This is a genomic window from Pleomorphomonas diazotrophica (assembly GCF_002844595.1).
Taxonomy (GTDB): domain Bacteria; phylum Pseudomonadota; class Alphaproteobacteria; order Rhizobiales; family Pleomorphomonadaceae; genus Pleomorphomonas; species Pleomorphomonas diazotrophica.
Genome location: NZ_PJNW01000009.1, coordinates 53788 through 73824 on the forward strand (window position 1 = coordinate 53788; position 20037 = coordinate 73824).

Annotated in this window: 20 protein-coding genes and 2 tRNA genes; 8 read left to right on the plus strand and 14 right to left on the minus strand. The window is 63.7% G+C overall.

The features are described from left to right. Nucleotides 1–31: 31 nt before the first annotated feature. Both CXZ10_RS11785 and CXZ10_RS11790 read right to left on the minus strand, forming a co-directional pair. The gene (locus CXZ10_RS11785) at nucleotides 32–1774 is read right to left on the minus strand and encodes an alkaline phosphatase (protein WP_101289496.1); all 1743 of its coding nucleotides are present in this window, start codon (nucleotides 1772–1774) and stop codon (nucleotides 32–34) included. A gap of 176 nt (nucleotides 1775–1950) precedes the next feature. Continuing rightward, complete coding sequence (locus CXZ10_RS11790) at nucleotides 1951–2922, minus strand: SDR family NAD(P)-dependent oxidoreductase (RefSeq protein WP_101289497.1); 972 nt, start codon at nucleotides 2920–2922, stop codon at nucleotides 1951–1953. A 138-nt stretch (nucleotides 2923–3060) separates the two neighbouring features. Between CXZ10_RS11790 and CXZ10_RS11795 the strand changes: the two genes are divergently transcribed. Next, a complete protein-coding gene (locus CXZ10_RS11795) occupies nucleotides 3061–3651 on the plus strand; it encodes a TetR/AcrR family transcriptional regulator (RefSeq protein ID WP_101289499.1) in 591 nt (196 codons plus the stop codon). Between the two features lie 107 nt (nucleotides 3652–3758). On the opposite strand, the gene CXZ10_RS11800 is transcribed toward CXZ10_RS11795, so the two are convergent. From CXZ10_RS11800 to CXZ10_RS11820, 5 genes are all read right to left on the minus strand, one after another. Further along, a complete protein-coding gene (locus CXZ10_RS11800; protein WP_180335968.1) occupies nucleotides 3759–4841 on the minus strand; it encodes an ABC transporter ATP-binding protein in 1083 nt (360 codons plus the stop codon). Nucleotides 4842–4846: 5 nt separating this feature from the next. Next, complete coding sequence (locus tag CXZ10_RS11805) at nucleotides 4847–5761, minus strand: carbohydrate ABC transporter permease (RefSeq protein ID WP_101289503.1); 915 nt, start codon at nucleotides 5759–5761, stop codon at nucleotides 4847–4849. Further along, nucleotides 5761–6633 (minus strand): carbohydrate ABC transporter permease, encoded by an 873-nt coding sequence (locus CXZ10_RS11810; protein WP_101289505.1) that lies wholly within the window; start codon nucleotides 6631–6633, stop codon nucleotides 5761–5763. Before CXZ10_RS11810 ends, CXZ10_RS11805 begins: the two co-directional genes overlap by 1 nt. A gap of 70 nt (nucleotides 6634–6703) precedes the next feature. Beyond that, a complete protein-coding gene (locus tag CXZ10_RS11815; protein WP_101289506.1) occupies nucleotides 6704–7930 on the minus strand; it encodes an ABC transporter substrate-binding protein in 1227 nt (408 codons plus the stop codon). A 117-nt stretch (nucleotides 7931–8047) separates the two neighbouring features. Continuing rightward, entirely contained in the window at nucleotides 8048–9385 is a 1338-nt protein-coding gene (locus CXZ10_RS11820) for a GH1 family beta-glucosidase (RefSeq protein ID WP_101289508.1), read from the minus strand. A gap of 287 nt (nucleotides 9386–9672) precedes the next feature. Here CXZ10_RS11820 and CXZ10_RS11825 point away from each other — a divergent pair, with 287 nt between their 5' ends. The 3 genes from CXZ10_RS11825 (at nucleotide 9673) to CXZ10_RS11835 (ending at nucleotide 11567) form a co-directional block, all read left to right on the plus strand. Then, nucleotides 9673–10833, plus strand: coding sequence for an ROK family protein (locus tag CXZ10_RS11825; RefSeq protein ID WP_101289510.1), 1161 nt, complete (start codon nucleotides 9673–9675; stop codon nucleotides 10831–10833). 96 nt (nucleotides 10834–10929) lie between these two features. Further along, the gene (locus CXZ10_RS11830) at nucleotides 10930–11187 is read left to right on the plus strand and encodes a type II toxin-antitoxin system Phd/YefM family antitoxin (RefSeq protein ID WP_101289512.1); all 258 of its coding nucleotides are present in this window, start codon (nucleotides 10930–10932) and stop codon (nucleotides 11185–11187) included. After that, nucleotides 11184–11567 carry a type II toxin-antitoxin system VapC family toxin gene (locus CXZ10_RS11835; RefSeq protein WP_101289514.1) on the plus strand — a complete coding sequence of 128 codons (384 nt, stop codon included), beginning with the start codon at nucleotides 11184–11186 and terminating at the stop codon, nucleotides 11565–11567. The genes CXZ10_RS11830 and CXZ10_RS11835 overlap by 4 nt, the downstream gene beginning before the upstream one ends. A 103-nt stretch (nucleotides 11568–11670) precedes the next feature. Here CXZ10_RS11835 and CXZ10_RS11840 read toward each other — a convergent pair. Beyond that, nucleotides 11671–11746 (minus strand) — tRNA-Asn (locus CXZ10_RS11840). A gap of 262 nt (nucleotides 11747–12008) precedes the next feature. On the opposite strand from CXZ10_RS11840, the gene CXZ10_RS11845 reads away from it, so the two are divergent. The 3 genes from CXZ10_RS11845 (at nucleotide 12009) to CXZ10_RS11855 (ending at nucleotide 13254) form a co-directional block, all read left to right on the plus strand. Beyond that, nucleotides 12009–12263, plus strand: coding sequence for a hypothetical protein (locus CXZ10_RS11845; protein WP_101289516.1), 255 nt, complete (start codon nucleotides 12009–12011; stop codon nucleotides 12261–12263). A 437-nt stretch (nucleotides 12264–12700) separates the two neighbouring features. Further along, entirely contained in the window at nucleotides 12701–12937 is a 237-nt protein-coding gene (locus CXZ10_RS11850; protein ID WP_180335969.1) for a hypothetical protein, read from the plus strand. A gap of 243 nt (nucleotides 12938–13180) precedes the next feature. Continuing rightward, nucleotides 13181–13254, plus strand: a tRNA-Cys gene (locus CXZ10_RS11855). Between the two features lie 59 nt (nucleotides 13255–13313). On the opposite strand, the gene rpiA is transcribed toward CXZ10_RS11855, so the two are convergent. The 6 genes from rpiA to CXZ10_RS11885 form a co-directional block, all read right to left on the minus strand. Beyond that, nucleotides 13314–14039: a ribose-5-phosphate isomerase RpiA gene (rpiA, locus tag CXZ10_RS11860; protein WP_101289518.1), complete on the minus strand. Its 726-nt coding sequence runs from the start codon at nucleotides 14037–14039 to the stop codon at nucleotides 13314–13316. Between the two features lie 228 nt (nucleotides 14040–14267). Beyond that, nucleotides 14268–15029, minus strand: a complete 762-nt coding sequence (locus CXZ10_RS11865) for an SDR family NAD(P)-dependent oxidoreductase (protein ID WP_101289520.1) — start codon at nucleotides 15027–15029, stop codon at nucleotides 14268–14270. Nucleotides 15030–15036: 7 nt separating this feature from the next. Then, nucleotides 15037–15858: an ABC transporter permease gene (locus tag CXZ10_RS11870; protein WP_101289522.1), complete on the minus strand. Its 822-nt coding sequence runs from the start codon at nucleotides 15856–15858 to the stop codon at nucleotides 15037–15039. After that, nucleotides 15858–16724: an ABC transporter permease gene (locus tag CXZ10_RS11875; protein WP_101289524.1), complete on the minus strand. Its 867-nt coding sequence runs from the start codon at nucleotides 16722–16724 to the stop codon at nucleotides 15858–15860. The genes CXZ10_RS11870 and CXZ10_RS11875 overlap by 1 nt, the downstream gene beginning before the upstream one ends. Nucleotides 16725–16732: 8 nt before the next feature. Further along, a complete protein-coding gene (locus CXZ10_RS11880) occupies nucleotides 16733–17896 on the minus strand; it encodes a polyamine ABC transporter substrate-binding protein (RefSeq protein WP_101289526.1) in 1164 nt (387 codons plus the stop codon). 42 nt (nucleotides 17897–17938) lie between these two features. Then, entirely contained in the window at nucleotides 17939–19009 is a 1071-nt protein-coding gene (locus CXZ10_RS11885; RefSeq protein ID WP_101289528.1) for an ABC transporter ATP-binding protein, read from the minus strand. A gap of 193 nt (nucleotides 19010–19202) precedes the next feature. On the opposite strand from CXZ10_RS11885, the gene CXZ10_RS11890 reads away from it, so the two are divergent. After that, a complete protein-coding gene (locus CXZ10_RS11890) occupies nucleotides 19203–20003 on the plus strand; it encodes a helix-turn-helix transcriptional regulator (protein ID WP_101289790.1) in 801 nt (266 codons plus the stop codon). Nucleotides 20004–20037 lie beyond the last annotated feature (34 nt).

A 20037-nucleotide genomic window follows, 5' to 3' on the forward strand; every position in this document is an offset into this window, starting at 1 on the left:
ACCGCCCGGCCCGCGATGATCAGGTGGGGGCTTACTGCTTCACGCCGAGGGCGAGCGTGTCGGCGAGCACCTTGTAGACGTCGCTTTCTTCCATGTAGCCCTTGAACTCGTCGGCGCCGGGGCCGGCGGCCTGCAGCACGACGTCGTCAACGGTGTGGGTGCCGGTCGACTCGTCCTTCGGCAGGTTACCTTCGACGAAGATGGCGCCCGGAACATCCTTGTACTTGTCGTTGGCGACATACTCGCCCTTCTCGTTCTTCACCGCCGGCTCGAACGGCCCGTCGAGCTTCGGGTTGAAGGTCTCGTAGTGGTCCGGGTAGTTCGAGACGAACATGGCAAGGCGACGGCCGGCGTCGATCTTGTCGGGGTAGCCGTCCTTGTTCTCGTCCGTATAGGTCGGGAAGCCGGCGTTGGAACCGACCTGGAACTTCTCGCGACCTTCCTTGCCGATGGTGTCGTCGATGATACCGACGATCGACACGCCGTGGGTATGGTCGCCGGTGACGACGATCAGCGTGTCGGGATTCTTGGCCTGGAACTCGCGGGCCAGCGCAACCGTCTGGTCGAACTCGATGGTGTCGAACACGGCGCGCTCCATGTCGAGCGGATGGCTGGCCTTGTCGATGCAGGAGGCCTCGACCATCAGGAAGAAGCCCTCGGGATTCTTGGAGAGGTTGTCGAGGGCGACCTTGGTCATCTCGACCAGACCCGGCTGATTCGGGAACTTCTCGACGCTGCCCTTCTTGAGCTGCATGCGATCGAGGGCATAGTCCATGTTGCCGGTGTGGAACAGGCCGAGCAGCTTGTCCGAGCCGGCAGCCGTGGCAAGTTCGGCCTTGTCGGTGGCGAGCTTGTAGCCGGCCTCCTGGAACAGCTTGATATAGTCCTTGTCGTCCTTGCGCTTGGAGCCCGGCACGTCCTTCGACAGGAAGTAGGCCGAGCCGCCGCCCAGCACCACTTCCGGCTTGACGTCGTAGAGCATGCCGACGATGTCGGCCTTGTCGTCGCGCTTGCGGGTATGGGCGACCACCGCGGCAGGGGTGGCGTCTTCGACTTCCGACGTCACCACGAGGCCGATCGACTTCTTGGTGGTGCGGCGCAGCGCTTCGGCGATGGTCTCCACCCGCGGATCGTCCTGCGTCGGCGGCGTGCGGTCGGCGTAGACGCCGAGGGCGTTGATCGCCGTCTTGTGGCCGGTCATGTAGGCCGACATGGTGTTGGCCGAGTCGGTGTTGATGGCGTTGGTGGCCGAAGTGCCGATGAAGGCCATGTGGTCGAGGTCGTCCATGGCGAGGCGGCCGTTGGCCTTGCCCTCGGTCATGCCCTTGGCCATCAGGCGGGCGGCGGTGCGATGGGCGACGGAGAGGCCGTCGCCGAGCAGGAAGATGATGTTCTTGGCCTTGGGGGCCTCGGGCGTGGCGTAGACGTCCCAGGTGACCGACTTCTTCTCGTCGCCCGCCGAGACTTCCACCGTGTAGGCGCCGGCCTTGTCGATCTTCACGCCGCGCAGCAGCACGGCCGAACCGAGGGCAGCGTCGTCCTTGCCCTTCTCGGAGGCGATGAACTCCACGTCGCCGCCGAGCGCCGCCTTGTAGTCGGCGCCGTTGACGGCGATCTTGACGTCCTCGGCCTTCACCGAGCCGTCGAACTCGACCTTGAAGTCAAAGGGAGAGCCGGCAAGGATGGTCGCCCGGTCGAGCGGAAAGACGGTGGCCGCACCGGCCGTGCCGATCAGAGCGGTACTGGCGGCGAGCGCCAGAAGAAGAGTGTGCATGAATCTGCCCCTTGGAAATTGGATCGCGTCGAAAAGCGCGCGGCCCTTGGTAGGCAGGGGGCATGAAGCAAACATGACGGCCAGATGAATGCTGCGTGAACGTAAATACTTGATAAGTTTGGAAAAGTTATAAGGTACTGAGTGCCGGCCGGGCGTGTGCCCGGCCGGAAGATGGATCAAAAACGCTCGCCGACCAGTTCCTCGCTTTTGCTCCACAGCGCCTTGGCGCGATCGGGGTCAAGCGCGTAGGAGCGGACGCCCTCGGCAACTGGGTTGATCAGGCCGTCGGTAACCTCTGAAACATGGCAGTTCTCGCAATAGCGACCACCGATTTCCTCGGCATCGGCGACAATGCCCGCCCAGACCGATGTGGCGGCGCCTTGCGGAATGGTCTTCCACTTGTAGGGCGGCTTGCCCTCGGCGGCGAGGTCGGCGTTGATGCGCTCGATCATCGCCTTCAGCGTGTCGAGGCCGATATGTCGACCGAGCTCGGTGTTGATGCCGCCCGGATGCAGCGCGGTGGCGCGCACGCCGCGCGCCCTGTGACGGCGATCGAATTCCACCGCGAACAGGATGTTGGAGGTCTTCGAGCGACCGTAAGCGACCCACGGATCGTAGGGCGTGCGCTCGAAGTTCGGATCGTCGAGGTCGACGTCGGCGAAGCGATGGCCGGAGGAAGCGACGTTGACGAGCCGGCCGCCCGGCGCGATCAGCCCGGCGATGCGGTTGACGAACAGGAAGTGGCCGAGGTGGTTGGTGCCGAACTGCGTCTCGAAGCCGTCGGCGGTGTGGCCGAACGGTGCGGCCATGACGCCGGCGTTGGCGATGACGACATCGAACGCCCTGTTATCGGCAATGAGCTTGTCGGTGGCTGCGCGAATGCTGGCGAACGAGGCGAGGTCGAGTTCGATCAGCTCGAAGTTGCCTTTGCCTTGCGTGATGGCGGCGCGCACCGGCGCCGTTGCTGCCTCGGCCTTCTTGAGGTCGCGTGCCGCCCCGACCACCGAGGCGCCGTGAGCCACCAGTGCGCGCGCGGTCTCGACGCCGAGGCCGGCGGACACGCCGGTGATGAGAATACGCTTGCCGGAAAGATCGACCCCGGCGAGCACATCGTCGGTGGTGGAGGTTGCTCCGAATTTTGCGGTCATATCTGTCTCCATGTGCCGAGATCACCCCGCAAAACCGGGCGAACCATTGCTCGTCAGCCAGTTCTGATATAAAAGAGGAGGGCATCTCCGTTTTTAAATACGGAGGCACCCTCCGTTTATCAAGAGGTTCACGCGGACGTGATCGACAGCGCCGAAAAGCCAACCCGCAAGCCACGCGCCGACGCCGAGCGCAACCGTTTCAGGCTGATCGACGCCGCCAAGGCGGTGTTCGCCGAAAGGGGAGGGGCTACCAGCCTTGAGGAAGTGGCGAGAAGGGCGGGGGTCGGCATCGGCACGCTCTACCGGCATTTCCCGACGCGCGACGCCTTGATCGAGGCGGTCTATCGCAACGAAAGCGAACAGTTGGTCCGGGCGGCCTCGGAGCTTGCCGCCAGCCGGTCACCGGTCGAGGCGCTGAGAGAATGGATGCGCCTCTTCTTCCGCTACATGTCCATCAAGAACGGCATGATGGAACTCTTGGATTCGCTTGCCGACGGCAAGTCATCGCTCTATGCCGCGTCCGGCGCCGCCACCAAGCAGACGATCGACCGTCTGGTGGGCAACGCCGTCGCCGCCGGTGACATCGGCATCGATACCGAGCCGATCGATCTGCTGCGGGCGCTCGCCGGCATGGTCCAGTTCAGCGGCGGGCGTGACAACGAGGAGGCTGCGGCCGCCGCCATCATCGACATCATGATTTCCGGCCTGCAGGCGAAGCGGCCAAGCTGACCGCGGCTAAAGCAACTCCAGCAAAAGTGGGAACCGGTTTTCCGTCCGGAGTTGCGTGAAAACAAAAGATTAGAGCATGTTGGCGAACCAGAGTTCGCCAACATGCTCTAGATGCGCCGCTCGGTTTGGGCGTCGAATACCGACAAGCGACCGAGATCGAAGCCGACGGTGACGGGCTCTCCGAGCTTGGGCAGCATGTCCGTGGGGAACTTGCCGACGATCTCCTCTCCGCCCATTGCCAGCACCACGAGATTGTCCGAGCCGGTGTGCTCGATCAGCGTCGGCTTGAGCGTCAGAACAAAGGCTTCGCTGCCGGTCACCGGCTGGATGGACTCGGGGCGCAGGCCGACCACCACCGCCTGTCCATTGGCGGGCGCTGTCTCGAAGGCATAACCATCGAGCGGTATCGTCGCGGCACCGACATCGGCCGATACGCGATTGCCGTCGACACGGAGATGTCCCTTCATGAAGTTCATGCCGGGATTGCCGAGGAAGTCGGCGACGAACAGGTTGACCGGCCGATGATAGACTTCCTCCGGCTTGCCGACCTGCTGGATCTCGCCGGCCTTCATCACCACCATGCGCGTTGCAAGCGTCATCGCCTCGAGCTGGTCGTGGGTGACGTAGATCGCCGTCGTGCCCAGCGACTGGTGCAGCTTCTTGATCTCGGTGCGCATGCTGGCGCGCAGCTTGGCGTCGAGATTGGAGAGCGGCTCGTCGAAGAGAAACACCTTGGGATCGCGCACCAGGGCCCGGCCGATGGCGACGCGCTGCCGCTGGCCGCCGGACAGCTGGCTCGGCCGCCGGTCCAGCAGGTGGTCGATGTGCAGCATGCGCGCCTTCTCCTCGACCAGCGGCCGGATCTCGGCCATCGGCTTGCCGCGCATCCTGAGGCCGAACTCCATGTTGCTGCGCACGCTCATGGTCGGATAGAGCGCGTAGGACTGAAACACCATGGCGATATCGCGGTCCTTGGGCTCGACGTCGGTGACGTCCCGGCCGCCGATCTCGATCGCTCCCGAGCTCAACCGATCAAGGCCCGCGACGATGTGCAGCAGGGTGGACTTGCCGCAGCCCGACGGCCCCAGGAGCACGATGAACTCGCCGCGCTCGATTTCGAGGTTGATGTCCTTCAGCACCCTCAGCGAACCGTAGTTCTTGTTGCAGTTGGAAATCCGGATGTCGATCATGACGGTCAACCCTTGACGGCCCCGGCGGTCATGCCACGCAGGAAGTAGCGGCCGAGCAGGATGTAGAGGATGAGGGTGGGGGCGGCGGCGATCACCGTCGCGGCCATGTGGACGTTGTATTCCTTCACCCCGAAGTTGGAGTTGACGAGGTTGTTGAGGGCCACCGTCATCGGCGCGCTCGACGGGTTGGAGAAGGAGACGGCGAACAGGAAGTCGTTCCAGATGCCGGTGAACTGCAGGATCAGCGCCACCACGATCACCGAGGGCGACAGCGGCAAGACGATGCGGAAGAAGATCCAGAAGAAGCCGGCGCCGTCGATGCGCGCCGCCTTGATCAGGTCGTTGGGCACCGACAGGAAGAAGTTGCGGAACAGCATGGTGGTGATGGGGATGCCGTAGATCACGTGGATCAGGACAAGGCCCTCCACCGAGCCGAACAGGCCGAGCGTGCGGAGCGTCACGGCGACCGGCGCCAGCACCACCTGGAACGGCACGAAGTTGCCGGCGACCAGCGCGGCGAACACGAAGCGGGCGCCCGGAAACGGCCATTTGGCCAGCGCATAGCCGTTGATGGCGCCGATCATCACCGAGATCAGAACGGCAGGGATGGTCATCACCATCGAGTTGCCGAAATAGCCCTTGAGGCCGCCGCAGGTGATGCCGATGCAGGCTTCGCCCCAAGCGGTCACCCAGGCCTGGGCCGTCGGCTCGTGCGGGAGCGACATCAACCCGCCCGACTGGATCTCCGGCATCGTCTTGAAGGACGTGCTGAGCAGGATGTAGAGCGGCCCGGCGAAGAAGAAGGCGACGAGGGCAAGCAGAAGGTAAAGCACCGTCCGTTTCAGGATGGCTTTACTGCGCCGGGATGTCAGCCAGCCGGACCGGGCGGGCCGGGGCATTGCGTCTGTCGGGGCCGACATCAGGCGCGCTCCCTCGTTTCAGCGTAGAGATAGGGGATCAGGATCGCCAGCACGGTGCAGAGCATCACCACGGCCGAGGCGGCCGACAGGCCGAGATTGGTGCGGCGGAAGGCCATGTCGAACATGAACACCGACGGCAGATCGGACGATACGCCGGGGCCGCCGTTGGTCAGCGCCACCACGAGGTCGAAGGCCCGGACGATCGACAGCGACAAGAGCACGACGACGGTGAGGAACACCGGCGCCAGCATCGGGATGACGATGAAGACGTAGACCCGCCAGGCCGGAATGCCGTCGACCGCCGCCGCTTTCCAGATGTCCTCATCGATGCCGCGCAGGCCGGCGAGGAACAGCGCCATGACGAGGCCGCAGCCCTGCCAGAAGGCGGCCACTACCAGCGCCCAGATGACGGTGTCCGGGTTGGTCAGCCAGTCGAGGCGGAAGCTCGTGAACCCGAGCTGATGCACCATCACCTCGATGCCCAAGGTCGGGTTGAGCAGCCACTGCCAGATGATGCCGGTCACCACGAAGGACATCGCCATCGGATACATGACGATCGACCGAAAGAAGCTTTCGGCCCGGATGCGCTGGTCGATCAGGATGGCGATCACGAGGCCGAGCGAAATGGTGACGAGCAGGAACAGCCCGCCGAACAGGAACATGTTGGTGAAGGCGACATGCCAGCGCGGCGTATGGAACAGACGCCAGTATTGTTCCAGCCCGACGAAATTGTCGAAGCGCGGGAAGGCCTTGCTGTTGGTGGTGGAGACAGCGGCCGTATAGGCGATGAAGCCATAGAGAAAGATCGCGATCAGCGCCAGGGACGGCGACAGGGCGATCTGCGACACGTGCCGCTGGAGAAATCTGCGCATGATCGGGGCCTTCGCTTCGCGGATCGGAGGCGGGCCGGCGGAGATCCGCCGGCCCGTCTTGTCGATGCTGTCAGCGGGTTGCCGCCACGGCGTCGGCCATGGCGGTCATGCCTTCCTCAGGCGTCATGTTGCTGTGCAGGAAGGTGGTCATCTGGTCGACCAGCGCGCCGATGCCGGTGGCGTCGGTCACGTTGTCGGGCACCAGGAACAGGTGACCTTCCGCCGCCTCGCCCATGGCGATCTGGGCGCAGGCGTCGAAGCCGGTCTTGTCGACGTCGAGACGCGGCGGGATCGAGCCCTTGCGCAGGCTGAACTCCTTCTGCACCACTGGGTCCATGATGGTCGTGGCCAGCGCCAGTTGGGCCTCGCGCGCCGCCGGGTCCTTGACGGCGGTCATGGCGAAGGCGTCGGTGCCGAACACCAGCGTCTTGCCGCCGGCCGGGAACACCTCGCAGGCAATGTCCTTGCCCGGAACCTTGTTCGCGGCCACGAACTCGCCCTTCAGCCAGTCGCCCATGATCATGTAGGCCGCCTTGCCGCTGATCAGCATGCCGCCGGTGATGTTCCAGTCACGGCTCGGGCTGCCGGGGTCGACGAGGTCGCGCACCTTGGCGAAGGTCTGGAAGGCCTTCAACATCTCCGGGCTGCGCAGCGCGGCGTCGTCGAGGTCGTAGGTGACCTTGGTCAGGAAATCGCGGCCGCCGACGTCGATCAGGATGCTCTCGAAGACGAAGATTTCCTGCCAGGACTGGCCGCCGAGAGCCAGCGGGATATAACCCTTGGCGCGGATCTTGTCGGCCGAAGCGATCAGCTCGTCCCAGGTCTTCGGCATGGCAATGCCGACATCGTCGAGCACCGCCTGGTTGCCCCACAGCCAGTTGTGGCCATGGATGCTCATCGGCGCCGTGACATACTTGCCCTCGAACTTGGCGTTGTCGGCGATCACCTTGGGCAGGAGCTTGTCCCAGTCCTTGGCCGCCGCGTCGATGTCGTTGAGCTGGCCTTCCTCGGCCAGCGCCATCAGCGGGGCGCCCACCTGCCACTGCATGGACGTCGGCGGATCACCGCCGAGGATCCGGGTGCGCGCCACCATGCGGGCCGCTTCGCCGCCGGCCACCGGATTGTCCTTCCAGGTGTTGCCGGTCTTCTCATAGGCTTCGACCAGGATCTTCAGCGCCGCTGCCTCACCGCCGGTGGTCCACCAATGGATCACTTCGGCGGTTCCGGCGAACACCGGCGTGGTCGTCGTCAGGGCGAAGGCCATCGCCGAGCCCAGCACTCCAAGCTTGGTAAGCATTTCTCTCCTCCTTCATCGCGGCCCGACACTCCCTTCGGACCCCTCCAAAACACTCATTGATATCGGCCGCCAAAACGCAGCCCGATGGAACGAAAACGCCGTGACTTCCGTCTCCGGTCACCCCTTCAGAAAATCGGTGAACCAGCGACCGCTGTCCTTCATGGTCCGCTTCTGGGTGGGGAAATCGACGTGAACCAGGCCGAAGCGCTTGGAATAGCCTTCCGCCCATTCAAAGTTGTCGAGCAGGCTCCAGACGAAATAGCCGGTGAGGTCGACGCCGCCGTCCATCGCGGCTTTCAGTGCGTCGATGTGCCGGTGGATGTAGACGGCCCGACGCTCGTCGTGGATCGCGCCATCCGCGCTGACCTCGTCGGGATAGGTGGCGCCATTCTCGGTGATGGCGATGGGCACCGGCTGATAGTCGCGTTTGACGCGCAGGAGCAGCTCGGTCAGTCCCTCGGGATAGACTTCCCAGCCGAAGCCGGTGACGTCGGTTGCGTCCGGCTCGACGACGCGGGACCGCATTGGCCCGCCCTTGGGATCGTTGGCGACGATCTCGCGGAAATAGTAGTTGATGCCGAGGAAGTCGGTCTTGCCGGCGATGGTCGCGAGATCTCCCTCGACGATATCGGGCGCGGCGGTGCCGAGCTCGCGCAGCACGTCCTCCGGGTAGCCGCGACCATGCAACGGATCGAGGAACCAGCGGTTTCTGAGACCGTCATGACGGATGGCAGCCAAGTGATCGGCCTCGGAGTCCGATGCGGTGTGGATCGGGTGCAGGCTGAGCGCGATGCCGCATTGGGCGGCGGCGACATTGGCGCGGAGCACCGGCAGCGCCAGGCCATGCGACAGGAGAACGTGGTGGGTGGCCTGCATGGCCGCGGCAAGATCGCGTTTGCCGGGGGCGAACTCGCCCTCGTAATAGCCTTTGATGGTGCTGCACCAGGGCTCGTTATGGGTGATCCAGCGCTTGACCCGGTCGCCGAGACGGCGGGACACCACATCGGCAAAATCGGCGAAGGCCAGGGCAGTCTCGCGGCGTGGCCAGCCGCCGGCATCCTCGAGTGGCTGCGGCAGGTCCCAGTGGTAAAGCGTCAGCCAGGGCTCGACGCCGCGTTCGAGAAGGCCGTCGACGAGGCGATCATAGAAGACGAGGCCGGCCTCGTTCACAGCGCCGGTTCCGGTCGGCAGAATGCGCGGCCAGGACACCGAGAAGCGATAGGCTCCGACGCCGAGCGCCTTGATGAGATCGAGGTCTTCTTCGAGATGATGATAGTGGTCGCAGGCGAGCGTCGGCCTGTCGCCATTCCGGATGCGCCCGGGTTCGGCGGCAAAGCTGTCCCAGACCGACGCACGGCGACCGTCGATGTCCGACGCGCCCTCGATCTGCAAGGCGGATGTGGACACGCCCCATCTGAAATCCCCGGGAAACTGCGCGCGAGTGGAACGAGGCATTCTGACAACCGCCGTTGATGACTGGGTACATTTCAATTAATTAAATGAAATGCAGAGTGAGTCAAGGCGGATAATTTTGCACACCGAAATTTATTCACCGGAACCAGCCGTCTCTTGGAAGTGAGGGCGAATCTTCCCTGTTTCTGCGGCCATCCAGCCTGTTGATAGAGCTGAGGAACCGATGTTGATGCCATCAGGAAACCTCCGGGCTGTTGAAATGGTCAGGTTTTCATTTCTATAAATGAAACGAACCGAGCGAGCCTGCTCTTCGTAACGGAAGCGTCCCCATGCCCTCCCTGAAGGGAAATCAGAGCACGTCGCGTACTCTCAACCGATTGTTGCTCCTCAATCATTTGCGGCGGCATGGACCTACGGCGCGTTCGGACATCGCGGCGGCGACCGGCCTCAGTCCGGCAGCGATCTCCTATGTGTCGTCCGAACTCCTGGAACAGCAGGTCATCACCGAGCGCGACGCGGTGGCCGACGGCGGCCGGCGGCGGATGACGCGGCTCGACCTCAACTACGCCGGCCACGTGTCGCTGGGCGTCAAGCTGATGGAACACAGCCTCAGGGCAACGCTCACCGATCTCGGCACCAACGTCGTCGACACGCTGACGGCAGAGGTCGACGCGCGCTCGCCAGACGCGGTGGCGAGGGCAACCGCCGACGCGCTCGAACAGCTGCTCGGTCGCTCCGGACAGGACAAGCGACGCCTGATCGGCATCGGCCTTGCCATGCCCGGCCAGCACGACGCCGAGCGTGGCATCTGCCTGCGCTGCGACCGGTTCGGCTGGAAGGATGTGCCGATCGCCGCGCTGATCGCCGAACTCGCCGGCGCGCCCGTATGGGTCGACAATGACGTCAACGCCTTCGCGCTTGCCGAGCACCTGTTCGGGGCTGGACGGCAGGCGTCGTCTCTCGCCGTGTTTTCCTTCGGTCGCGGCATCGGTGCGGCGATGATCGTCGACGGCCAGCTCCTGCGCGGCCGTTACGGCGGTGCCGGCGAGATCGGCCATCTCGCCGTGGTCGAGGACGGCCCGCGCTGCGAGTGCGGCCGGCTCGGCTGCCTGGAGGCGGTGACCTCCCTGCCGGCCATCCTGAACGCCTACCGCATCATCAGGCCGTCCAGCCGGTCGATCGATCCCGCGGGCCTTGCCGTTTTGGCGGGGGAGGGCGATCCGGTGGCGCGCGAGATCCTCGATACCGCCGGCCGTCGGCTCGGCGCGGCGGCGGCGACTTTTGCCAGCCTGTTCGATCCGGAAACCATGGTGATCGGCGGCGAAGGCGTGCTGTTCGGCCCGGCACTGCTCGACCCGTTGGTCGCTACGCTCAAGGACAAGAACTTCCAGCGCAACACCGAGATCTTCGTCGAGTTCTGGAATGACGACGCCTGGGCACGCGGCGCCGCCGCGCTCGCCATCGACAGCTTCTTCTCGCTTCCGTCGTGAACCTGATCCGATTTGGCTTCCACCCCTCCCTGATTGAAATGGACCATATGATGGTCTAATTTCGGAGTCTAGGCAGGCTTGAAAGGGTGCATCGTCATGCGGATATCGGTTACGGAAGCCAAGGGGCAACTGACGGAGTTGATGCGGCGTGCCGAGCAGGGGGACGAGATCATTCTGACCCGACATGGCCGACCCGCCGTGCAGTTGGTTCCCGTCAGGCCAGTAGCCGGCGCGAAATCTCGCAAGGCGCTGCTTGATGCGGTCCGTGCCTCCGCCGCAACCAAGGCGACTGCTGGCCCAGTCGCCGCGCGCAGCCAGGATTTTCTCTACGATGAGAACGGTCTTCCCCGATGATCGCGGTCGATACGTCTGCGCTGATGGCGATTCTGTTGGGCGAGCCGGAAGCGGACACCTGCGCGGCAGCGCTTGAGGTCGAAGACCGTCTCCTCATTTCCGCGGGCACGTTGGCAGAGGCGCTGATTGTCAGCGGCCGGCGCAATGTCGGCGAGGAAATGTCCCGGTTGATCGACGGGCTTGGGTTCGAGATTGTCAGCGTGACGGCCGCGTCGGCACGTCGTGTCGCCGAGGCATATGAGAAATGGGGAAAGGGCCTCCACTCGGCTGGCCTGAATTTTGGCGATTGCTTCGCCTACGAAGTGGCGAACGAGTATGGGTGCCCGCTACTTTACGTCGGCAACGACTTTCGGCAAACCGACGTAAGGCCAGCTTTCTAGCGGAGCGCCAAGCCACGTTCTTCGCAAAGCGTCAAACGGGCACGAGCGGCGCATCATATGCGCAGAGCCTGTTGTCAATCCATTGATTTTCCTGGGAAACCGATGGCTCCGCGAGTAGGACTCGAACCTACGACCCGGTGATTAACAGTCACCTGCTCTACCAACTGAGCTATCGCGGAACAGCTTCGGTGGCGGTGCGTATAACAAAGCTGTTCCGGTTTGCAAAGCCCCTTCGGCAAGGAAAATGCGACGACAGTGCGAAAAGGCCGAATGAGGTGGCATTGCGAGAGCTAACAGTATGGCACGGAAAGACTTTTTTATTCGCCGGGCCAGTGTTTTCCCGCACGTCCGGAGCGACGGCCTTTGAAATGCCAACGGCACTTTCCTATCTGTCCGGGGCCGGTTTTCCGCCGGCGGCACGACGATGAGGAAAGGCTGTTCATGTCGAGGGTGAGGCTCTGGGGGCGGACGTTGAGGCTGCCGAGAAACCGTCCTCTCCGCATCGGCATGGGCTTTGGCTTTATTGCCTTGGGGCTTGTCGGCTTTCTACCCATCGTCGGCTTCTGGATGCTTCCGGTCGGCCTTGCCATCCTCTCTGTGGATTCACCGCTCGCCCGCCGGATCAGGCGACGTGCCGAAGTTTGGGTGTTGCGCCGCTATCATCGCTGGAGAGGAGATGACGCTGGGTCGGCCTAGGGAGATCTCGCGAAGACGGCCTAGGGCTTCCGCGGAATCAGTTCACGCGAATGTGCCCGACTTTGATATTTCGTTCCTGGAGTGCCGCACCCACTTGTGGCAGGTTGAATGCAGGACAGGTGCGATGGGATCGCAACCTCGCCAGAATACGACAAAAGCCGAATCGGACGGCGTCATATTTCGGTCGTTGTTGATCACTATCGGTTGCCCCAGAGAGAAATGCTCTCTCGTTCTTGGAAAGGAGGTCAAAAATGACAAACATTTCGCACACGCGGATCGCGCGGACGAATGTATGCCGTTCGACGATCCTTCCCAATCATCTTGGCTCGAAACGCCAATGGCGAATGTGTCTTTGCTAAGCAACTGACACCTTTCACGAAAAACGTAGTCGACAGGATGATGGTCTCGCCCCAGGCGCAAGGCCAGGAGAGCATATTATGTCCAAGCCAATCGTTATCGAAGTGGCCGGAAAGGCCGTTGCCGTTGCCGCCCCCGCGGGCGATCAGGTGCGTTTTGTTGCCGTCAAGTATGACGTCTGGGATCTCGACGGCGAGCTTTTCGGCTCGGTCGCCGAGGCCGAGCGGGCGGCCGCGCGCCACCTCGCCGGCAGGGATACCCCGGAGCAGCCATTCAGTCGCGGCGGCTTCCCTCCCGAGTTGGCGGTCGCCGTCTGAATGAAGGCCACCTCCAACTCCGGATCTCTCAGCAAATGGACCGTTGCCGGCCGCCCCGACCGGCAGCGGTTCGATGATTGAGCTGCGCCTTGCGAAGCGCAGTCCCTAGACGCAATCTCTTGCGGTCAGTAATCGACCAGTCCTAGGCAGTCAGGTAATCCGCCCAAGGCGTTCGGTGCGATGGATTTTCGCTGTGACCCCTTGTCTATGCAGCCGCGCTCGCTTATGAACCCATCTCCGTGAGGCCACGTGGCGGAGTGGTGACGCAGCGGATTGCAAATCCGTGTACGGGGGTTCGATTCCCTCCGTGGCCTCCAGATCCTTTTCCTATGCCAGACAGTCCCACAGCGCCTCCGGTAGGTTGGAGATGCTTGGTTCATGGCTGCTGCCCGGACCCCCCATGGCCTCGCTGGAGATGGCGTATCCCGTCGTTTCCCGCCACGACCAGATCGGACGCGATGCCGATGAAGAGCCCGTGTCCGATGATCCCGGCGCGCGCTTCGAGCTTGCCGGCCAGTTCCAAGGGATTGTTGATCGGGCCGAATCGACTGTCGAGGATGAGGTTGCCCTGATCGGTGCGGAAAAGACCGCCGTTGCCGGGTCGGGGCGTGACGGCCGCACCGAGGCTTTCCAGGAAGCGCACCTGTGACCGCCAGCCGAACTCGAGCACCTCTACCGGCAACGGCCAGTGCGTGCCGAGCCGAGGCGACAGCTTGCCCTCATCCACGACGATGACTTCCAGGCGGCTGGCCTCAGCCACGATCTTCTCGCGAAGCAAGGCGCCGCCGCCACCCTTGATCAGATCCATCGCCGGATCGACCTCGTCGGCGCCATCAATGGTGATATCGATCTCGCGCGGAATGTCATCCGCCAGCATGGGAATGCCCAGCGCGCGAGCGGTGTCGTCGGTGGCGCGCGACGTTGCGATGGCCACGATGCCCTGGAGATCGCCGGTTTGAAGTCGAACCGCGATCTTGCGCGTGGCAAAGATCGCCGTCGATCCTGTGCCAAGACCGACCACCATGCCGGATTGCACCAGCGAGGCCGCGTGCTCTCCGGCCTGTTGTTTGAAGCGGGCCTCGGGGTTGGCCTGAGGGGGCATCACCAGATCTCCCGGCACCTGTTCGCCACGCTGCCGCTGGTTCGCCACGCTGCCGCTGGTTCGCCAACTCTAGCCTGGAGCGCAGCCCCGCGTCAGCATGGCGCGAAAGGGCCCAAGTTCCAAACGGCACGGTGAGAACATTGCCCGTACCCTTACTTGGTTGGCAAGAAGGCTCACTGCGAGGGGAGACAGCCCGCAGCCGCATATCGGAGGAAGCGCGGTGGAGGGTCAGACGACGGTTTCGCCGCCGTCGACGACCAGGATCTGGCCGGTCATGTAGGAGGAACGGTCGGAGACCAGGAACAGGATCGGTTCGGCGATTTCATCGACCGAAGCCCAGCGTCCGAGCGGTACCTGATTGGCCACATAGCTCTCGATGGCCTTGCGGCCGCCCATCTGGGCGATGAAGGGTTCGTTGAAGGGCGTGTCCACCCAGCCGGGGCAGATGGCATTGATGCGGATGCCGAACTTGGCATAGTCGCCGGCCATCTGGCGCGTCATGGCGATCACGGCGTGCTTGCTGGTGGTGTAGGCGACCATTTCTCGGTCGTAGAGCACGCCCGAGCTCGAGGAGGTGTTGAGAATCACCCCCATGCCCTGGGCGAGCATGATCGGCAACGCGTAGCGTATTCCCATGAAGACGGCCCGGACGTTGAGCGCCCAGGAGCGATCGAAGCCCGCGACCTCGACACTCTCGGCGGTGCCGGCCACCTGGGCTCCGGCGTGATTGTGCAAGATGTCGATCCGGCCATGCCGTTCGGCAACGATGTTGATCGCCCGGCCCAGAGCCTCATCATCAGTGACGTCGACGACATGGGGCTCGGCCCTGCCGCCGGCCCGTTCGATCATCTCGACGGTCGCAGAGGCGCCGGCGGCATCGCTATCGAACACGGCGACGATGGCGCCCTCGCGGGCCATGATGGCGGCGCCGGCGCGACCGATGCCCGACCCCGCGCCGGTGACGATGGCAACGCGGTTTTTCAGAATCATGCGGGTATCACTCCGAAGGGGCGGGGCGCGGTCGGTCGCGCATCAGGAAACGGGAGAGCAGGATCAGCAGGAGCGAGGCCGTCAGCACCAGCGTGGCGATGGCGTTGATCTCCGGCGTCACGCCGCGGCGGATCGAGGCGAAGATGTAGATCGGCAGCGTGGTCTTCGAGCCGGCGACGAAGAAGGCGATGATGAAGTCGTCGAAGGAGAAGGTGAAAGCCAGAAGGAAGCCTGAGAGGATCGCCGGCAGGATCTGGGGCAATACGACCAGGCGGAAGGTGTTGAAGGGCGTCGCGTAGAGGTCGGCCGAGGCCTCGACGATATCGCGGCCGAGCGTGGCGATGCGGGCGCGGACGATCATCGTGACCAGCGCCATCGAGAACAGCCCGTGGGCGGCGATGATCGAGCCGTAGCCGAAGCCGAACTGCGGAGGATTGTCAGACGGCCAGAGGGCGGTGACGATTGGATTGAGCAGTGCGAAGAGTTGCACCAAAGCCACCAGCGTCGCGATGCCGATGACCACGCCCGGCACGACGATGGCGGCGGCGAGGAGGCCGTCGAACAGCATCCGGCCGCGCTTGCCGAGGCGTTCCAGCCCCATGGCGGCCATGGTGCCGTAGATGGCTGCGAGGCCGGCCGAGATGAAGGCCACCATCAGGCTGTTTTGGAGCGCCTGGATGAGGAAGGTGTTGGACAGCGCCTTGCCGTACCACTCCACCGAAAAGCCCGTGAAGTCGGAGGCGTTTCGGCCGGCGTTGAACGACAAGAGCACCACCAGGGCGATCGGCGCGTAGAGGAACAGATAGACGGCGGTGACGAAGGCGCGCATCAGACGAGATCCACCTGTCGGGTGCCGGCAAAGCGCCAGGCAAGGCGCATGGCCAGCGTGATGATCAGGACAACGACGGAAACCAGCGTGACGGCGATGGCCGAACCGTAGGGCCAGTTGCGCGATTGCAGAAAGAGGTCGACCAGCGCGTTGCCGATGAAGAATACCTTGCCGCCGCCGAGCAGTTGCGGGATCAGGTACTCGCCGAGCAGCAGGATGGTGACCAGCGCCACGCCGGTGGCGACGCCGGGCAGTGACAGCGGCAGCGTGATGTTGAAGAAGCTGCGCACCGGCGACGCGCCGAGATCGGCCGAGGCCTCGAGGAGGCGGCGATCAAGCTTTTCGAGGCTGACATAGATCGGCATGATCATCAGCGGCAGGTAGCCGTAGACGATGCCGAGCAGTACGGCGCCGGGGGTGTTGAGGAGGCGCACGTCCGGCAGGCCGATCAGGGCGAGAAGATTGGGCAGGCCTCGGGCGCCGAGAATGAAGATCCAGGCATAGGTGCGCACCAAGAGACTGGTCCAGAACGGCACCACCACCAGCGACACCAACAGCATGCGAAAGCGAGTCGGGGCCCTGATCGCCAGGTAATAGGCCGTCGGATAGGCGACCAGCAGGCAGAGGATCGCCCCGACGGGGGCGAGCAGCATGGTGTTCCAGAAGGCCGTGGCGCGCGCTGGCAGGTTCATGAACTGCGCGAAGGTGAAGGCAGCCTGATAGCCACCCTCCGGTGCCCGTTCGCCCACCGAAAACACCAGGATGGCGATGAAGGGCAAAACCAGGAAAATGGAGAGCCAGGCCGCGGACGGTCCGACCAGCAGCGCCGTGACCAGGCGTTTCCGGGTTGCGAGCGTCATCGCCATCATGAGCCTCACGCCGCCTTGAAGCGCGCCATCAGTTCGGCACGGTTGGGGTCGGTCAACGTCACAGCGGCGCCGAACTCCAGCGGCGTCAGCGCGGCTTCGTCCGGATAGACGATCTTGTTGCCGGTGATGTCGACCGGCAGCAGGGCCAGCACGCGGCTGTCCGTGGTCGGCGCGCCGTTGGCGATGTGTTCCTTGACGGCGTTTTCCGGCGTCATCAGGTAGTTGAGGAGAGCATAGGCGGCGGGCTTGTTGGCCGCGCTCTTCGGTATGGCGTAGAAATCGGTCCAGATCTCTCCGCCGTCCTTGCCGAGCACGTAGATGATCTCCGGCATGTCACGGGCGAGCTGGGCGCCATCATTGGTCCAGCACATGGTCATCCAGGCATCGGTGGAGCGCATGGCCGGCTGGTAGTCGGAGTTGATGCCGTAGAGATGCGGCTTCAGCTTGATCAACAGCTCCTCGGCCTTGGCCAGCTCTTCGCTCTTGATCGAGTTGAAAGAATAGCCGAGCGACACCAGCGCGCTGCCGATGGTGGTGAGCTGGTAATCGTGCACCATGGCGCGGCCGTCGGCTTCGGTCATGGCCACTTCGAAATATTGCTTCCAACTGGAAATCGGCGTCTTCACCTTGGAGGTGTTGATCGACATGCCCGTGGTGCCCCAGTTCTTGGGCAGCGCGTAGGTGACGCCATCAACCGTGCCTTCGTGGGTGAAGCGCTGGGACTCGGAGGCGGACGAGAAGGCTGGGAGCTTGCTCATGTCGAGCGGGTCGATGAGCTTCAGCTTGGAATAGGTGGAGATGGTGTAGTTGGTCGGAACGAACAGGTCCCAGCCGGTACCGCCGGCCTGCAGCTTGGCCAGCATTTCCTCATTGGAGCCGAAGACGTTGACCTCGACGGCGACGCCGGTCGCCTTGGTGAAGTTCTCGAAGGTGGCGGGGTCATGGTAGTTCGGCCAGGTGGCAAGCGACATCTGGGTGCCGAGGTCGCCGGCGAAGGCTTCGGCATTGAAGGCGCCCGGCAGGCCGCGGCTCATGACGGACGCAGCGAGGCCGAGGCCGGTGACACCGAGGAAATGCCGCCGCGTGACGGAGCCACGCTTGAGGCGCATGAACTCGTCGGTGAGGGCGCTGACACTGATGGGTAGATTGTCTTTGTAGCTTTTCGACATGACACCGGTTCCCCTTATGGTTTGTTCGTGTCGCTAGACGTCTCAGGCTGGGTAAAGACGGATGGCCTCGCTGATGTAGTCGATCGAAACAGCTTCTCCCGGTTCGATCAGATCGTTGGCGTCGAGGCCGTGGCGTTCGGCGGAGATCAGGAACTCGCCGACGCCGGCAACGGCAACCGAATACTCGGCGAGCGAGCCGAGGAAGATGCGGTGGGTCACGTGCCCGACAAGCGGCCCGTCGCCGGTGCCCACGCGGGCGATGCGCATGGCTTCCGGCCGCAACGCCAGCACCGCCGGGCCGCGCTCGGGTCCGGCAAAGGGAAGGGTTGCACCGTTGCCGAGGCGGAGAATGCCGGGCTCGGCGGTCACGGTCATCTTGTTGGTCTTGCCCACGAAATCGGCGACGAACAGGTCGGCCGGCCGATCGTAGACTTCCTGGGGGCGGGCGAACTGGCGGATGCGGCCGGCGCTCATGACGCAGACGAGATCGCTCATCGACAGCGCTTCCTCCTGGTCGTGGGTCACCAGGAGGAAAGTGATGCCGAGATCGCGCTGCAGGCTCTGCAGCTCCATCTGCATGTCGGTTCTGAGCTTGCGGTCAAGCGCGGCGAGCGGCTCGTCGAGCAACAGCACCTTGGGCTTGTTGACGATGGCTCGCGCCAGCGCCACGCGCTGTTGCTGACCGCCGGACAACTCATGGATCCGCCGCCGCCCGAAGCCTGACAGCCTCACCATTTCCAATGCGGCGCCGACGCGCCTTGAGATCTCGTCCGAGGCGATGCGCGGCCTTTGCTGGCGCAGGCCGTAGGCGACGTTGTTCTCGACGTCGAGATGCGGGAACAGCGCGTAGTGCTGGAACACCATGTTGACCGGCCGCCGATAGGCCGGCAGGTCGTTCACCCTGGTCTCTCCGATATAGACGTCGCCCTCGCTCGGCTGCTCGAAGCCGCCGATCATGCGCAGGCAGGTGGTCTTGCCACAGCCCGACGGGCCGAGCAGCGCGACGAAGGCGCCTTTGGGCACGGCGAGATTGATGTCGGTGACGGCCGTGACGTCGCCATAGCGCTTCGTCACCGACCGAAATTCAATGTCATGAAGATCGGAAGCGGACACAGTTGATCCCTGCGGTTTGGACGGAGGCGGGCCTGTTGGCCTCTATACTCCATCAACCTCAGGGGTAGCGTCACAGGAACTTCGCCCAAGGTATATACCCCAAAAGAGGTATTTCCACGTAGGTGGCCGGAAGCGAGGAGTATATCGTCCCGGTTGCCGGAATCGGGTTCGATGGTCTGTCAGGGGGTAGATGGTGGCTGTCGACGTGAATGCTCTGTTTGCCAGCCTGATGCCGGTTGTTGAACGGCGCCCGTTGTCCGAGCGCGAGACGGGAGCCGTCTTTCGCGGCCTGATGAAATCGCTGGTGCATTTCGACAACGCGGTGGGCTTCGTCTACCGGGGCGAGGAACGGCCGATCGATTTCTACGACACGTTCGATGCCGAGAAATACGACATCCACGTCACCGTCTACCAGGCCGGCGCCTTCCTGCTCGATCCCTTCTATCACGCCACCCGGGCCGGGCGTTCGGGCTTCTTCCGCATGCGCGAGCTGGCCCCGGACCGTTTCTTCGTCAGCGAATACTACCGGACTTATTATGGTGAGACGCGGCTTGCCGAAGAGGTGGGCTTCTTCGTGCCGATGACCGGCGGCGTGGGCGTGGTTCTATCGCTGATGCGGCTCGAGCAGAGCGGCGCGTTCTCTCCGGCTGACATCAAGATGCTGCGAAGTGCCGCCCCCCTGGTTCTGGCGCTGGTGAGGAGCGGTCTCGGCGACATCGGCGCCCGCCTCGCTCGCTCTCCAGTCGAGTCGCCTACGCCATTCGGCGAGGCGAGCGCAGCCTCCGACGTCTGGTCGCGCCTCGGCCTCACCGATCGCGAGGCGACGATCGTCGATCTGGTGCTTCAGGGCCATTCATCGGAAGCGATCGGCCTCAGGCTCGGCATTTCCACCGGCACCGTGAAAGTGCACCGCCGCAACGTCTACCGCAAACTCGACATCTCCTCGCAAACCCAGTTGCTGTCGCTTTATCTCGGCAATCTCGAACGATCCTGAGCGGGCCATGACCGGCATCGTGCCGCGGGCATGT

Excerpts from the sequence above, each read along its gene's own strand:
- CXZ10_RS11785 (WP_101289496.1), bottom strand. The coding sequence starts at position 1,774 with ATGCACACTCTTCTTCTGGCGCTCGCCGCCAGTACCGCTCTGATCGGC.
- CXZ10_RS11790 (WP_101289497.1), bottom strand. The coding sequence starts at position 2,922 with ATGACCGCAAAATTCGGAGCAACCTCCACCACCGACGATGTGCTCGCC.
- CXZ10_RS11800 (WP_180335968.1), bottom strand. The coding sequence starts at position 4,841 with ATGATCGACATCCGGATTTCCAACTGCAACAAGAACTACGGTTCGCTG.
- CXZ10_RS11805 (WP_101289503.1), bottom strand. The coding sequence starts at position 5,761 with ATGTCGGCCCCGACAGACGCAATGCCCCGGCCCGCCCGGTCCGGCTGG.
- CXZ10_RS11810 (WP_101289505.1), bottom strand. The coding sequence starts at position 6,633 with ATGCGCAGATTTCTCCAGCGGCACGTGTCGCAGATCGCCCTGTCGCCG.
- CXZ10_RS11815 (WP_101289506.1), bottom strand. The coding sequence starts at position 7,930 with ATGCTTACCAAGCTTGGAGTGCTGGGCTCGGCGATGGCCTTCGCCCTG.
- CXZ10_RS11820 (WP_101289508.1), bottom strand. The coding sequence starts at position 9,385 with ATGCCTCGTTCCACTCGCGCGCAGTTTCCCGGGGATTTCAGATGGGGC.
- CXZ10_RS11825 (WP_101289510.1), top strand. The coding sequence starts at position 9,673 with ATGCCCTCCCTGAAGGGAAATCAGAGCACGTCGCGTACTCTCAACCGA.
- CXZ10_RS11830 (WP_101289512.1), top strand. The coding sequence starts at position 10,930 with ATGCGGATATCGGTTACGGAAGCCAAGGGGCAACTGACGGAGTTGATG.
- CXZ10_RS11835 (WP_101289514.1), top strand. The coding sequence starts at position 11,184 with ATGATCGCGGTCGATACGTCTGCGCTGATGGCGATTCTGTTGGGCGAG.
- CXZ10_RS11845 (WP_101289516.1), top strand. The coding sequence starts at position 12,009 with ATGTCGAGGGTGAGGCTCTGGGGGCGGACGTTGAGGCTGCCGAGAAAC.
- CXZ10_RS11850 (WP_180335969.1), top strand. The coding sequence starts at position 12,701 with ATGTCCAAGCCAATCGTTATCGAAGTGGCCGGAAAGGCCGTTGCCGTT.
- rpiA (WP_101289518.1), bottom strand. The coding sequence starts at position 14,039 with ATGCCCCCTCAGGCCAACCCCGAGGCCCGCTTCAAACAACAGGCCGGA.
- CXZ10_RS11865 (WP_101289520.1), bottom strand. The coding sequence starts at position 15,029 with ATGATTCTGAAAAACCGCGTTGCCATCGTCACCGGCGCGGGGTCGGGC.
- CXZ10_RS11870 (WP_101289522.1), bottom strand. The coding sequence starts at position 15,858 with ATGCGCGCCTTCGTCACCGCCGTCTATCTGTTCCTCTACGCGCCGATC.
- CXZ10_RS11875 (WP_101289524.1), bottom strand. The coding sequence starts at position 16,724 with ATGGCGATGACGCTCGCAACCCGGAAACGCCTGGTCACGGCGCTGCTG.
- CXZ10_RS11880 (WP_101289526.1), bottom strand. The coding sequence starts at position 17,896 with ATGTCGAAAAGCTACAAAGACAATCTACCCATCAGTGTCAGCGCCCTC.